Consider the following 13245-nt stretch of genomic DNA (forward strand, 5'->3'; position numbering starts at 1 on the left):
TGCTTACGTAATAAATTCCTCAGCAACCCGACAGGCACAAAACTGCATGCCGGTTGCGGTTAATAAAAGGCGCCAGCTTTTCGGTATGTAATTGCTTCTTATTCACAAACCAGCATTCGGGCGTTACTTTATTGGCCGTTTGCGTAAGGTAAGCCAGTGGAAAGGTTTTATTTCCCACCTGTACTTCAACGGTATTTTGCTGTGTATTGATGCGGTGTTTGGTATGCACCAGTAATTTTTGGGTTACAAATGTGAGGTTATCGCTGGTAGTAACCTGAAATCCATTATTTGTATAACGGAGCCGGGTGATCTTTTTTCCCTCCAGTTGGGTGGTTGTTCCGAATCCGTTGACCATTTCGGCTACGGCCGCCGGTATAGTATCCTCGTCGTGGATGATCAGTAAAGAAGAATTAATGGTTTTGGCCGATGCCATGAGCAGAGAAGGCGATGCCAGCAGTGCGGGCAGCAATAAACCTGAATTATATATAAAATCGCGACGTCGCATGGTTGTTGTTTGAAGTGTTATTTTACTAATTTATAGGTATACATCCGTCCGTTGTATTGAACCGACAACAGGTAAATGCCATTAACCAGCTGATCAATGCCGGTTACGGGAATGATGGTTTCTCCTTTTGCTACAGGCAGGTGCTGGGTCTTCAGCGTTTTACCGGTTACATCACTTAACCTGATTGTAAGCTGGGCTGCCTCGGGCATTTGCACCGTTACTTTTACATAACCGGTAAACGGATTGGGTGTTACATTGATGACCGGTGAACCTGCATCGCTCAATGTTATGGTTACGATCTTGCTGTATTCTTCCTCGTTTTTGGTGCTTACCATTTTCAGGCGGTAGTATAATCTGGAGCCGCTCAATTGGGCCGCATTGGCATCTGTAAAGCTGTAATTCTGCAACCCGCTGGTATTGACGCCTGCTACGCGGCCAACGGTTACAAAGTTCTGCCCGTTGGTACTTCTTTCCACTTCAAAGTGATCGTGGTTGATCTCGCTTTCAGTTTGCCATTTCAACACTACATCACTGTTAGTTAAATGGCCTGAAAAACTGATGAGGTTGAGCGGAAGCGGGGCCGTAGAAGTTTGGATAATAAACCCGCTAAAGCCGGTAACGGAAACGGATACCTCCCAACGGCTGTAAGTGCTGTTCCATACAATATCGGCATCATTGGGATCAATGACAATAGCACCCTGGGTATAAGAGGCTGGTAAACCGGTGCCATTATTGCTGGTGCCCGAAAATTTACCTACCCGTAAATTGGTTTTGCCAAGATTATCGGCCGGGCCGGTGGGTAAGTCGAGGCTGCTGCCCGGTGCGGCGTTGAAGGCATTGAATTCGGCCTGGGTAAAATACAAAGTAACCGTGCCAGTTGCTGTAGCAGCATTGGTGGCCGGGGTAATTTCATAGTGGCGGGCAACAAAAGGCTGGCCTACAGCTACCGGTACTGAACTTTCTATCCAAACTTTGCTGGTAATATTACCACTAACCGCATTGGCGCCTGAGGGCGTAACTTTCGTTATGAGTGCGCAGGGTGAACTGTAATATAAATTGTTGTTGGTGTTTACGGCCTGCGTAAGTGATGCGGCTGAAGTGGGCAAGCTGGCATTCAGGGTAAGTGTAGCGCCATTGCTGTTTACCGGGCCGCAGGTATTTGTTACAACTGCCCGGTAATATTTTCCGCTTAAGCCTGTATTATCAAGAATGCTTAGCGCCGAAGTGGTTACTCCATTGTAAATACTATTGTTGGCAAGGGTGACGGGCGATGTAAAAGCTGCATCAGCGCTTTGTTGCCATTGATAGCTTAAAGCGCCTGAGCCCGTAGCGGCTACCGAATAAGCAGCTGTTAACCCATTACAAACAGATTGCACAACAGGATTTGTACCAATTGTAACCGGATTATTCAACGTGAATACGGTGTGGTTAGAGGTTGCCCCAATAGCAAAGGCCGTATTGCTAAGCACATAATTGGCCGGCGTATTTACTGCTGTCACCAGGCTGGTTACACTACAGGTTGTGGCGCCGGTACCATTGTATTTTCCATTATCGTATTCGCCGCTGCCTACGGTAGCTACGGGCAAAGTTGTTTGCGATAATAAAAAGGCATTGGTACCATTGGTTAAACCCGTGGGCAAACTGCTTTGATGGCCACCGGCAGGCGTGGTGCCATCCCATGCCGCATAAGTAGTGACGTTGGTTTCAACATTGGCATGTACGGCCGTTAAAAACCTGCGGGTAGTATTATTATAGGTACTGGCCGGCCCGGCAGTGGGGCCGGTTTGGTATGCCAGCAACTGGTCGCCGCCCGAGCTAAGCTCCATGTAGTTGGTACCGCTTTCGGTTGTAACGGTGCCGGCAGTACTGGTGCCATTTTCATTTAGCCAGGCATTCCAACTGGTGGCCGGGTCGTTGTAGCTGCTGATGAAAAACACTTCCTTCCCAAAAGCAATACCACCGGTGGGTACTGTCCATTTTATAAAACCTTCCGATAAACCGGTAATAAAATTACCGGTGCTGGCATTCCAGCCATTATCGGTAAAATAAACAATGGTGCCTGCGGCTAATCCCCCGCTTTTGGTGACCACAATCGAAAACCGGTCGGTATAAGCAGTAGTACCGCCCAGGTCGCTATTGCTAAGGTCCTTATCGCTTTGGTAACTGGCGATCACAATATCGCCGGCCGACAGGTTATTTTGTGCATAACCACGCACAGTTATAACCAATAAGACAGCCAGGCAGGAACCGGCAATCCTGAAAAATTGTTGCATGTATGAATGTTTGTTATGTACTTATCCTTTCTTCCCGCATTTCAGCAGGAAGTTCTACGTTGGGATCAATCGAGCGGTTCTTCAAGAGTTATTCGATAGCAATAGCAGGTATTCCGAATAAGATATATGAATAGATCAAATGCACAGATATGTATTGAACCAGGTGTGAAAAGCGCTGTCTGGTACCTGGCGCATCATTTCCTCCAACGCTACAGTGGTATCTTCCATCACTTCTTTCACCTGTATTTGCAGGTCACCAGTGGCGCTTACCAGGTAAGCCGGACCGGTAACCAGCTGGCGGTTGTTTATGCGCAGCTGTCCGCGCGGACTTTGCACCGGCTGTTCTTTCAGCTTTTCAATAGCCCCGGGCACCGTGGCAACCAATTGCCGGTGTTGTAAATAATGTATTATCAGCAAGGCGGTTTCCCATCCCTGTAAGGTGAACAGGTTAGCGTTCTTGTGATGTTCTTTTTTGAAATGCGCTACGAATTCATTGTTGGCGGGGGTATCCAGTACTGGCACCCAGCTGGTATAACCCAGTATCTGTTGTACGTGGGGGTGTGTTACCGCAAAATCGCCCGGCGAGCTATCGAACAGCATGGGCGAACCATACAATTGCAATTTATATTGTTGCTGTAAAGGCGCCACCTGTTCATAAAAGCAGCGTGCCATATCGCCGCTAAATAAACACAGCAGCGTGTTTACTTCGGGGTTGCTTTGTAAAAAAGCAACCAGCGGTTGTATGGTAAATTCCTGTTTTTTAAAATGGCTGATAAAGTTGTATTGTATTTCGCCGCCTGCAGCGGTGAATGCACTGGTCATGGCATGGCAATGCTGGTAACCGCCATCATAATAAGAAGTAGCGGATATGGCTTTATTACCGGCTGTTGATGCGCTTAACTGCCCGGTTAACCAGGAGCACAGGCTGTCATTCAACCCGTTGAACAACGTATGGTCATTACCGGCCGGTACGGCAGGGTACTGGGCGCCTGCATTCACAATGATCAGCAATTTACCGGCTGCAGAAAACAGCTTGCTTAATTTTTCAGCATGGTAATTTTCAACGTAAGCTACTACTACCTCCACGTCATGCACCAGCAAGAGCTTTTCTGCTTCTTTATACAGTTCTTCTGCATTCAACCCAAACCCTATAGCCGCATTATGGAATGTAACAGTACTGCTTTGGTGGCTGGCAAAACAGGCCTTTATCCCTTGCAGGAAATCGATCCCTATGGAAGGGTAAAGTGTTGAGCCAGGAAGCAGTAAACCAATTGCGGCCATTTTCTTCGGGTAAGGTGAATTATTTAATTATTTATTGCCGGGCCGGAAAAACGCCCTGTGTGGCAATGATCCAGGTAAGCCCCAGCACGGGTTGCATCAGGTTTACAGGATTACTGTTTCCCGTAGCGGCTAAAGTGAGATTATTTTGCATCGGGATGGTACTGCCTGCGTCTTTAGCGCTGTTGTACATATTAGTACCTGTTAGTGTGGCCGGATACGTATTGTAAGGCGTATCGGTGTTCCCTGCAGTGGCCGTAACCTTTGGGGTAATGGTGCCCGATATAGTGTGGATATGTGCCGGCAGATTACTGGTAAGGAGGGTAACAGTTTCTGAACCGCCCTGGTCGCCCTGAACGTACTGCGATAAACCAGCGCCCTGTCCCATTCCCACCCCTACACGGCCCTGCAGATCGGGCAGGGCAAAATTAGTTCTTCCATCCCCGCCATAGGTAGTGCCCAACAGGGAAAACAAAGCGGTGTTCTGGCTTATGGAAAGCAGTTGCCCGTTGCATAATGCCCAGCCTACGGGCGCAAAGTTGCTGGCAAATAATCTCAGTTCTGCAAGTAATACAGGATCCATAAAAATGCTTTGTTAGGTGGTTGGGAAAATGCCTTCGGTGGCAATAATATAATTAATGGCCAGGTAGGGTTGAACATTGCTGAATGGCTGGGACGCACCTGCTACGCCAACAGTAAGTGCAGGGGTAACAGCCGGCATTAAACTGCCATCGGTGGTAGTGGAATACATGTTCTGTCCGTTTACGGCCGGGTAATTACTCCCGGGTGTGGTTTTGTGCCCATCTTCACTTGAAGTAAGGATCCCGGCGGTACCTGAAATCGCATGGTTATGTGCCGGCAAATTTTGCGTGGTAAGGGTAATTTCTTCTACCCCGGCTTTATCGCCCAACACAAAGCCGGTTCCTGTTCCAACCGGAATACGGCTTTGCAGATCGGGTACATTGAAAAAGGTTACGCCATCGCCACCGTATATAGTACCAATGAGGTTGAACAATGTATCGTATTCTGAAATAGACAAAGCCTGGCCATTGCAAAAAGCCCAGCCTACGGGCGCAAAGTTGCCGCCGAACATCCTGATCTCGCCGATATATGGCATAAAGAATATTTAGGTATTAATTTCTTGACGGAAAAACGCCCGCCATGCAAATGATATAGTTCAATGCCAGGTAAGGCATCATATTGGAGATAGCTGTGCCACTGCCCACATTGCTAACAGCAAGGTTGAGGGTGGCGGGTTGCATGGTTACTCCATCCTGCTGGGCATCGTATTTCTGGCTTCCATCACTGGCAAAATAACCGGCGGCAGGCGACTGCTGGTTACCCGTTGAGCTGGTAGCAGGCAGGGTGAGGGTGCCGCTGAGGGCATGCGTGTGCGCCGGCATTTGAGCAATAGTTAACGTATTGCTGGTAGAACCGATGCTGTCGCCCAATGAGCGAACTGAAAGCCCCGATCCCTGGCCAACGCCCATGCCCGACCGGCCGGTGAGGTTTGGCAGGGCAAAATTAGTTCGGCCATCACCACCATAAAAAGTGCCTAAAAGGGAAAATAAAGCCTGATTTTGATTAATTGGTAATAACTGACCCCGGCAGAAGGCCCAGTTTCTGGGCGCAAAATTGGGTGCGAATAAGCGAATTTCTCCAAGGAATCCATCCATAATAAGCAGGAATTGAGGTTACGGTGAGCAAATGTATATATTTATTATATACATGGGGGGACAAACAGTGTACATATAACACTAAAATACCCATTAACCCCTGAGTTGCCAGTTACCAGTTACCAGTCACCAGTCACCAGTTACCAGTTACCTGTTACCGGTTACCTGTTACCGGTTACCGGCTGCCAGTTACCGGGGTTTGAGTTTCGATCACCCTGCCTGCAGCCCGGGGCCGCCGAATTTTTTGCCTGAGAACCAAGATCCGGAAACTCGTAGCCCGCTTTTTCCTACCTTTGCGCCGCAAATCCGCACCCCGGGAATCTTTTTTACCCGCTGGAACCACCTAAACAAAAACTACCCGCCCGGGCTGACCCAGGCCATGAAACTCTTTGAGGATCAACGTAAAACAGGTCGATATAAAAATAATTTATTCCTTCATAAACATAAATGATCTAACACTGTTTATACTTTTTAGTATAGATTGTTGTACCTTTGTGACACCTAAACAGAAAACAGGTCAATTTTAAAAGAATTTGCTATGCAAAATGAGCTTAGTGCAATTGAGAAAACGGTTCTCACTGATTACAAATATGGTTTTGTAACAGAAATTGAAGCGGATGAAGCCCCTCCCGGACTAAATGAAGACACGATCCGCTTTATTTCAGCTAAAAAGAATGAACCTGAGTGGATGCTGGAATGGCGCCTGAAAGCTTATAACCACTGGCTTAAAATGAGTGAGCCTACCTGGGCCAACATTAAATACGAAAAGATCAATTATCAGGATATTATATATTATTCTGCGCCCAAGCAGAAAAAGAAGGTCAACAGCCTTGATGAAATAGATCCCGAATTACGTAAAACGTTCGAAAAGCTGGGTATTTCGCTCGATGAGCAAAAACGCCTTTCCGGTGTTGCCATTGACGCGGTTATCGACAGCGTTTCAATTGGAACCACTTTCAAGGAGCAGCTGGGCGAACTGGGTATCATCTTCTGTTCAATAAGCGAAGCCATTCAGGAGCATCCTGAACTGGTAAAAAAATACATTGGTTCGGTAGTGCCTATTACCGATAACTATTTCTCGGCGCTGAATTCAGCGGTTTTCAGCGACGGTTCTTTCTGCTATATTCCCAAAGGCGTTCGTTGCCCCATGGAATTGAGTACCTATTTCCGTATCAATGCTGAAGGTACCGGTCAGTTTGAGCGTACGCTGCTGATCGCCGACGAAGGCAGCTATGTGAGCTACCTCGAAGGTTGTACAGCGCCCATTCGCGATGAAAATCAGTTACATGCAGCCGTGGTTGAGCTGATCGCGATGGAGAATGCCGAGATCAAATATTCAACCGTTCAAAACTGGTACCCCGGCGATAAAGATGGTGTGGGTGGTATTTACAACTTCGTAACCAAACGCGGCATTTGTCAGGGCGCTCATGCAAAGATCTCCTGGACGCAGGTAGAAACCGGTTCTTCCATAACCTGGAAATACCCCAGCGTAATATTAAAGGGCGATTATTCAGTTGGTGAGTTCTATTCTGTAGCAGTTACCAATAACCACCAGCAGGCCGATACCGGTACCAAAATGATGCACCTGGGTAAAAATACCCGCAGCCGCATTGTATCGAAAGGTATTTCGGCTGGGGTAAGTAATAACAGTTATCGTGGGCTGGTGCATGTTGGTAAGAACGCCGCCAATGCCCGTAACTTCTCGCAGTGCGATTCCCTGTTGTTGGGCGACAAATGCGGTGCACATACGTTCCCGTATATTGAAGTAAAAAACAATACAGCAGTGGTAGAGCACGAAGCCACTACCTCAAAAATTGGGGAAGACCAGATCTTCTATTGCAACCAGCGCGGTATTGATACCGAAACAGCTGTTGCCCTTATCATTAACGGTTTTGCCAAAGAGGTAATGAACCAGTTGCCCATGGAATTTGCGGTAGAAGCGCAAAAGCTGCTGGCAATTAGTTTGGAAGGAAGCGTTGGTTAATTGACCATTTACCCCGATGAGTTGGGGATCAAAAAAAAGACGATCACGATTAAATTATATCATCCATTATGTTATCAATTAAAAACCTGCATGCAGGAATTGACGAAAAGAAAATTTTGAAAGGTATTAACCTCGAAATAAAACCGGGTGAAGTGCATGCCATTATGGGACCGAACGGATCAGGAAAAAGTACCCTGGCTTCGGTATTGGCCGGCCGTGAAGATTATGAAGTAACAGACGGCACTGTTGAATTTGCCGGTAAAGACCTGCTTGAATTATCGCCTGAAGAAAGAGCCGGCGAAGGGTTATTCCTCGCGTTTCAATACCCTGTTGAAATTCCAGGTTTAAGCACTACCAACTTTATAAAAACAGCAGTGAATGAAGTACGTAAGTACCGTGGTGAAGAAGCGCTGGATGCCGTAGCATTCCTGAAGCTCATGAAAGAAAAAATGGCCCAAACCAACATAGACCAAACTTTATTGAGCCGTTCACTGAATGAAGGGTTCTCTGGTGGTGAAAAGAAAAGAAATGAAGTATTTCAGATGGCCATGCTGCAACCCAAACTGGCTATCCTCGATGAAACAGATTCAGGTTTGGATATCGACGCCATCCGCATTGTGGCCAATGGGGTAAATAAATTACGCAGCAAGGATAACGCGGTGCTGTTAGTTACCCACTATCAACGCCTGCTTGATTATATCGTTCCTGATTTTGTGCATGTATTGTATAATGGACGAATTGTAAAATCGGGTACTAAAGAACTGGCGCTTGAGCTGGAAGAAAGAGGGTACGATTTTATTAAAAGCGAAAATGTAGAAGCCTAAGTGCAAAAAGCCTAATACAAAAATGAACAATTTAGAATATATAAAAGAGCGGTTTAATCAGCTACCTTCTGTAAACGACCTGAATGGACTGGGCGTTATCCGTCAAAAGGCATTTGAGGCGTTGAATAAAATGGGTATTCCAACCACCCGTCATGAAGAATGGAAGTACACCCGCATTGGTAGTTTCTTCAATAAAGAATATAAGTATACAGAGGCCCAGCATGCATTAACTGCAGCTGACCTGGCTCCTGTTCGCTTACCTGGTTACGAGCAGGCCAATGAGTTGTTCTATATCAATGGCCGTTACGCCCCCGAGCTGAGTGTGGTGCGTTCAAAAGGGTTGACCGTGCAGCCTTTGCAGGAAGCCGCCAGGAATGAATACAAGGATATTGTTTCAAAACACCTGGGACATAGCAGTAATTATTTGAAAGACGGCATCATTGCCCTGAACACTGCCTTTGTGCAGGACGGGGTATTTGTATATGTGAAGAAAGGGCAGATCGTTGAGCATCCCGTTTACATTTATAATATCACCGATGCCCGGCAGGCCAATATTCTGGCCCAGCCCCGTACATTGGTATATGTAGGCGAGAATGCGCAGGTGAAGTTTGCCGAAACCTTCAACACCCTGGGCACGCAGGAAAGTTTTACCAACCGCGTAATTGAGATCGTGGTAGAGAAGGACGCTATCACGGAGTATTATAAAATTCAAACCGATGCCTCGCATGCCAGCCAGGTAGCCACCACGCATATTCAGCAGATCGGTAAAAGCTATACGCATACCGTTACTGTTTCGCTGAATGCCGGCCTGGTGCGCAACAACCTGAACATTGTGCTCGATGAGCAGTATTGCGAAGCGCATTTATACGGTATTTATTTACAACAGGGAAACAGCCACATCGATAACCATACCGTGGTTGACCATGCCAAACCCCATTGCGAAAGCAATGAGCTGTATAAAGGCATGCTCGACGATCAAAGTACCGGTGTGTTCAATGGAAAGATCTTTGTACGCCAGGATGCGCAGAAAACCAATGCATACCAGAGCAATAAAAATGTTTTATTGTCAGAAGGCGCCAGTGTGAATACCAAACCGCAGCTGGAAATATTTGCAGACGATGTAAAATGTTCGCACGGTTGTACCATTGGCCGTTTAGATGAGGAAAGTTTATTCTACCTGCGGTCAAGAGGTATTTCAGAAAGAACTGCCAAATCCTTACTGTTACACGGGTTTGCGGTTGATATTCTGGAACAAATAAAAATTGCGCCCATCCGCGAGTATGTTGACAACCTGATTTCAGAACGTTTGGAATTTGATATAGCATGATACAGAGCAACACCATAACAAAGGAACTGGATGTATATGCCATACGGCAACAGTTCCCGGCGCTGAACCGGCAGGTGAAGGGACAGCCACTGGTATATTTTGATAATGCCGCGACCACTCAGAAGCCGCAGGTGGTGATAGATGCACTGGTTGATTATTATACCAATTTCAATGCGAATGTGCATCGGGGTATACATACGCTGGCCGAAGAAGCAACTGCTGCCTTTGAAGCCAGCCGCGATGCTGCACGTCAGTTTATCAATGCGGCTTCAAGGGAAGAGATCATTTTTACCCGGGGTACTACCGAAGGTATAAACCTGGTTGCTTATACCTGGGGACGTAAAAATATACAGGCAGGGGACGAGATCATTATCACTGAAATGGAGCATCACTCCAACATTGTTCCCTGGCAAATTTTGTGTGAAGAGAAAGGTGCTGTGTTGAAAGTTATTCCCCAGCAGGACGGCGAGTTACTGTTGGATGAATATAAAAAACTGCTGAGTTCAAAAACAAAACTGGTTTCTGTAGTGCATGTATCGAATGCACTGGGAACCGTGAACCCGGTAGAACAGATCATTCAACTGGCCCATGCGGCCGGCGCGAAAGTGCTGATAGATGGTGCGCAATCAACCGTTCACCTGGATATAGATGTGCAGGCAATGGATTGCGATTTCTTTGCCTTTAGCTCCCATAAAGTATATGGGCCAACCGGCATAGGTGTATTATATGGGAAGAAACAATTGCTGGAAGCCATGCCGCCATTTCAGGGTGGGGGAGAAATGATCAAGGAAGTGACGCTGGAAAAAACAACCTACGCCGATCTGCCCTATAAATTTGAAGCCGGAACGCCCAATATCGGCGATGCCGTGGTGTTGAAGTCGGCGCTGGAATATGTAAGTAAGATCGGTAAGGAAAAGATCAGGGATCATGAAAATGAATTACTGGCTTATGCAACGGAACAGTTGCTGCAATTACCGGGACTTCGCATCATAGGTAATGCCGCCAATAAAGTGAGCGTTGTTTCATTCGTGATCGACAAAGTGCATCCACAGGATATTGGCATTTTGCTCGATAACCGTGGTATTGCGGTGCGAACCGGTCACCATTGCGCGCAACCATTGATGCATTGCTTTGGAATACCCGGAACCATCAGGGCTTCTTTTGCGATGTACAATACCAAAGAAGAAATAGACCAGCTGATAACCGGATTGCAGAAGGCATTAAAAATGTTATTATAATAATGAGCGATACCAGAAGCATACAGGAGATTGAGAATGAAATAGTAGAAGAGTTTTCGCTCTTCGATTCGTGGGATGATAAATACGAGTACATTATTGATCTGGGTAAGAAGCTGCCCTTACTGGAAGACAGGCACAAGCTCGATGAGAACAAAGTGCGGGGATGCCAAAGCACTGTATGGCTGGTAGCCGATTATATTGACGGGAAAGTATATTTTAAAGCCGATAGTGATGCCATAATCGTGAAGGGGTTGATCAGTATGCTCATCAGGGTGCTATCGGGACATACACCGGATGAAATTATACAGGCCAGCCTGGAGTTTATTCAGAAAATAGGCATGACGTCTCACCTGGCGCAAACCAGGGCGAATGGGTTGCTGGCAATGGTAAAGCAAATGAAGAATTACGCATTGGCCTTTAAAATCAAAAACACGATGACGCATGGAGAACGAAGCGCTGAAAGAAAAGGTAATTGAAGTATTGCAAACCATTTTTGATCCTGAATTACCAGTAAGTATTTGGGAGCTGGGTTTGATATACGAAATAAATATTTTGCCGATCAACAATGTTCAGATCGTAATGACATTAACCGCACCCGGTTGCCCGGCTGCCCAGTCGTTACCGGTTGAAGTTGATCAAAAAGTACGGGAAATTGAAGGTGTGAACGACGTGCATGTAGCTGTGACCTGGACACCCGCATGGGATAAAAGCATGATGTCGGAAGTGGCCCAGTTGCAATTGGGATTTTTATAAGCCTTAGTCCCTAAAAACAAGAACTCATCATTACATGAAAATAACTGCACAGGAAGAATACGGTTTGCGTATATTAATACGACTTGCAGCCTGCAAGGATACGAATGGCATGAGCATTCCGCAGTTAAGTGAAGCGGAAGGGCTCACCGGAACTTATGTGGCCAAAATCACACGTATTTTGCGGATGAAAGGGTTTATAAACAGTACGCCTGGTAATAAAGGCGGCTATGTACTGGCCAAGCCCGCAAAAGAGATTGTGATCAATGAAGCGCTGAAAGCATTGGGCGGCCCCATGTTCAACAGTACATTTTGTGGTTCACATACCGGAACCATGAAGTTATGTACCAATTCGGTTGATTGTTCGGCCCGTTCATTGTGGCAGATGATACAGTATACGCTTGATCAGTTATTAGATAAAGTTACACTGCACGACCTGGTTAATTCTGAGAAAGAATCAACCAAGATCTTATACCAGATGCTGCAGCCCGATCCGGCGCTTAAACGCACTCTTATGAGCATAGCAACGCCAGAGGAATAATTCTTAATACAACTTATTATATAAAAAATGGATCTGTGTTGCAGATCCATTTTTTTGTAAGTAATATTCCGGGTTATTATCGTTTTAGATAGATATGGGTTTTAGTCCATTCATCATGTCTGGAGTTAAGATAGAATATCTGATATAATTCCAGTTTATCATCTGTTAACGTCAGGATCTTATAATTAAAATTGCCAATGTTAAAATTATATCCTTGCACTGTCATCGCAGAATCGTTAAATACGTAAGCGTATTTAAGAATTCTTCCGTTTTGTGAAAAAGTTGCTGTATCATCATGCCCAAAATTAATATAATCTCCGGGCTTCCCAACGTATTCCGATGTATCACTGGGGCCAAATACTGAATAATAGGTGGTATCATATTTAATTACCAGATCCCACTTTTGCTTTAATTGATCGCTTTTTGTTTTTTTATCTTTTTTACAGGAAAAGGCACAGGCTAGGAAAGTGGCTACTACGCATAGGGTAATAAATGTCCGGCTATACTGCATTGATCGATTAATGTGAATTGAACTCATAAAGATTTGGTATTTGACGTAAAATTATATTACGTCATGGACTTTATGGATTCAACTTAATAAGCGTGCAGATTTGGCAATAAGTGCGCCTATTCCGGCCATAAGCGTGAAACAAAAAAAAGCAAGTCGCGTTGACTTGCCTTTTTTTATCATGAGTCTTTTTTCTCTTTCTTATCCTGGTCTCCGCCTTTCTCATCCTTCTTATTATCACCGCCTTTGTCATCTTTCTTGTCGTCTTTGCCCTTTTGATCTTTGTCGGCGTCTTTTTTGTCATCCTTGTCCTTCTGTTCTTTCTCTGCGCGCTCTTTGTC

At 45.8% G+C, this 13245-nt stretch carries 14 protein-coding genes; 7 read left to right on the forward strand and 7 right to left on the reverse strand.

The features are described from left to right. Positions 1-19: 19 nt before the first annotated feature. The 6 genes from A3860_RS16435 to A3860_RS16460 all read right to left on the reverse strand — a co-directional run bounded on the left by A3860_RS16435 (position 20) and on the right by A3860_RS16460 (position 5732). Positions 20-505 (reverse strand): hypothetical protein, encoded by a 486-nt coding sequence (locus tag A3860_RS16435; RefSeq protein WP_081147812.1) that lies wholly within the window; start codon positions 503-505, stop codon positions 20-22. Positions 506-522: 17 nt separating this feature from the next. Beyond that, positions 523-2778, reverse strand: a complete 2256-nt coding sequence (locus A3860_RS16440; protein WP_081147813.1) for a T9SS type A sorting domain-containing protein — start codon at positions 2776-2778, stop codon at positions 523-525. 135 nt (positions 2779-2913) lie between these two features. Further along, the gene (locus A3860_RS16445) at positions 2914-4059 is read right to left on the reverse strand and encodes an ABC transporter substrate-binding protein (RefSeq protein ID WP_081147814.1); all 1146 of its coding nucleotides are present in this window, start codon (positions 4057-4059) and stop codon (positions 2914-2916) included. A 31-nt stretch (positions 4060-4090) separates the two neighbouring features. Continuing rightward, complete coding sequence (locus A3860_RS16450; RefSeq protein WP_081147815.1) at positions 4091-4639, reverse strand: phage tail protein; 549 nt, start codon at positions 4637-4639, stop codon at positions 4091-4093. A gap of 12 nt (positions 4640-4651) precedes the next feature. Further along, positions 4652-5173 carry a phage tail protein gene (locus tag A3860_RS16455; RefSeq protein ID WP_081147816.1) on the reverse strand — a complete coding sequence of 174 codons (522 nt, stop codon included), beginning with the start codon at positions 5171-5173 and terminating at the stop codon, positions 4652-4654. Between the two features lie 16 nt (positions 5174-5189). Next, entirely contained in the window at positions 5190-5732 is a 543-nt protein-coding gene (locus tag A3860_RS16460; protein WP_081147817.1) for a phage tail protein, read from the reverse strand. A 538-nt stretch (positions 5733-6270) separates the two neighbouring features. Between A3860_RS16460 and sufB the strand changes: the two genes are divergently transcribed. The 7 genes from sufB (at position 6271) to A3860_RS16495 (ending at position 12396) form a co-directional block, all read left to right on the forward strand. After that, positions 6271-7716 (forward strand): Fe-S cluster assembly protein SufB, encoded by a 1446-nt coding sequence (sufB, locus tag A3860_RS16465; RefSeq protein ID WP_081147818.1) that lies wholly within the window; start codon positions 6271-6273, stop codon positions 7714-7716. 68 nt (positions 7717-7784) lie between these two features. Further along, positions 7785-8540, forward strand: a complete 756-nt coding sequence (gene sufC / locus A3860_RS16470) for a Fe-S cluster assembly ATPase SufC (protein ID WP_081147819.1) — start codon at positions 7785-7787, stop codon at positions 8538-8540. Positions 8541-8562: 22 nt separating this feature from the next. Then, complete coding sequence (sufD, locus tag A3860_RS16475; RefSeq protein WP_081147820.1) at positions 8563-9867, forward strand: Fe-S cluster assembly protein SufD; 1305 nt, start codon at positions 8563-8565, stop codon at positions 9865-9867. Next, on the forward strand, positions 9864-11105 hold the full coding sequence (locus tag A3860_RS16480; protein ID WP_081147821.1) for a cysteine desulfurase: 1242 nt from the start codon (positions 9864-9866) through the stop codon (positions 11103-11105). Before sufD ends, A3860_RS16480 begins: the two co-directional genes overlap by 4 nt. Positions 11106-11107: 2 nt before the next feature. Continuing rightward, positions 11108-11581 carry a SufE family protein gene (locus A3860_RS16485; protein ID WP_081147822.1) on the forward strand — a complete coding sequence of 158 codons (474 nt, stop codon included), beginning with the start codon at positions 11108-11110 and terminating at the stop codon, positions 11579-11581. Next, entirely contained in the window at positions 11547-11858 is a 312-nt protein-coding gene (locus A3860_RS16490; protein WP_081147823.1) for an iron-sulfur cluster assembly protein, read from the forward strand. The genes A3860_RS16485 and A3860_RS16490 overlap by 35 nt, the downstream gene beginning before the upstream one ends. A 34-nt stretch (positions 11859-11892) precedes the next feature. Then, complete coding sequence (locus A3860_RS16495) at positions 11893-12396, forward strand: RrF2 family transcriptional regulator (protein WP_081147824.1); 504 nt, start codon at positions 11893-11895, stop codon at positions 12394-12396. A gap of 76 nt (positions 12397-12472) precedes the next feature. On the opposite strand, the gene A3860_RS16500 is transcribed toward A3860_RS16495, so the two are convergent. Then, complete coding sequence (locus A3860_RS16500; protein ID WP_143774136.1) at positions 12473-12934, reverse strand: hypothetical protein; 462 nt, start codon at positions 12932-12934, stop codon at positions 12473-12475. Between the last annotated feature and the right edge of the window lie 311 nt (positions 12935-13245).

The organism is Niastella vici, from assembly GCF_002077945.1.
Taxonomy (GTDB): Bacteria; Bacteroidota; Bacteroidia; order Chitinophagales; family Chitinophagaceae; genus Niastella; species Niastella vici.

Bases quoted from the DNA above. Each gene is read 5' to 3' on its own strand.
- A3860_RS16435 (WP_081147812.1), bottom strand. From the start codon at position 505: ATGCGACGTCGCGATTTTATATATAATTCAGGTTTATTGCTGCCCGCA.
- A3860_RS16440 (WP_081147813.1), bottom strand. From the start codon at position 2,778: ATGCAACAATTTTTCAGGATTGCCGGTTCCTGCCTGGCTGTCTTATTG.
- A3860_RS16445 (WP_081147814.1), bottom strand. From the start codon at position 4,059: ATGGCCGCAATTGGTTTACTGCTTCCTGGCTCAACACTTTACCCTTCC.
- A3860_RS16450 (WP_081147815.1), bottom strand. From the start codon at position 4,639: ATGGATCCTGTATTACTTGCAGAACTGAGATTATTTGCCAGCAACTTT.
- A3860_RS16455 (WP_081147816.1), bottom strand. From the start codon at position 5,173: ATGCCATATATCGGCGAGATCAGGATGTTCGGCGGCAACTTTGCGCCC.
- A3860_RS16460 (WP_081147817.1), bottom strand. From the start codon at position 5,732: ATGGATGGATTCCTTGGAGAAATTCGCTTATTCGCACCCAATTTTGCG.
- sufB (WP_081147818.1), top strand. From the start codon at position 6,271: ATGCAAAATGAGCTTAGTGCAATTGAGAAAACGGTTCTCACTGATTAC.
- sufC (WP_081147819.1), top strand. From the start codon at position 7,785: ATGTTATCAATTAAAAACCTGCATGCAGGAATTGACGAAAAGAAAATT.
- sufD (WP_081147820.1), top strand. From the start codon at position 8,563: ATGAACAATTTAGAATATATAAAAGAGCGGTTTAATCAGCTACCTTCT.
- A3860_RS16480 (WP_081147821.1), top strand. From the start codon at position 9,864: ATGATACAGAGCAACACCATAACAAAGGAACTGGATGTATATGCCATA.
- A3860_RS16485 (WP_081147822.1), top strand. From the start codon at position 11,108: ATGAGCGATACCAGAAGCATACAGGAGATTGAGAATGAAATAGTAGAA.
- A3860_RS16490 (WP_081147823.1), top strand. From the start codon at position 11,547: ATGGAGAACGAAGCGCTGAAAGAAAAGGTAATTGAAGTATTGCAAACC.
- A3860_RS16495 (WP_081147824.1), top strand. From the start codon at position 11,893: ATGAAAATAACTGCACAGGAAGAATACGGTTTGCGTATATTAATACGA.
- A3860_RS16500 (WP_143774136.1), bottom strand. From the start codon at position 12,934: ATGAGTTCAATTCACATTAATCGATCAATGCAGTATAGCCGGACATTT.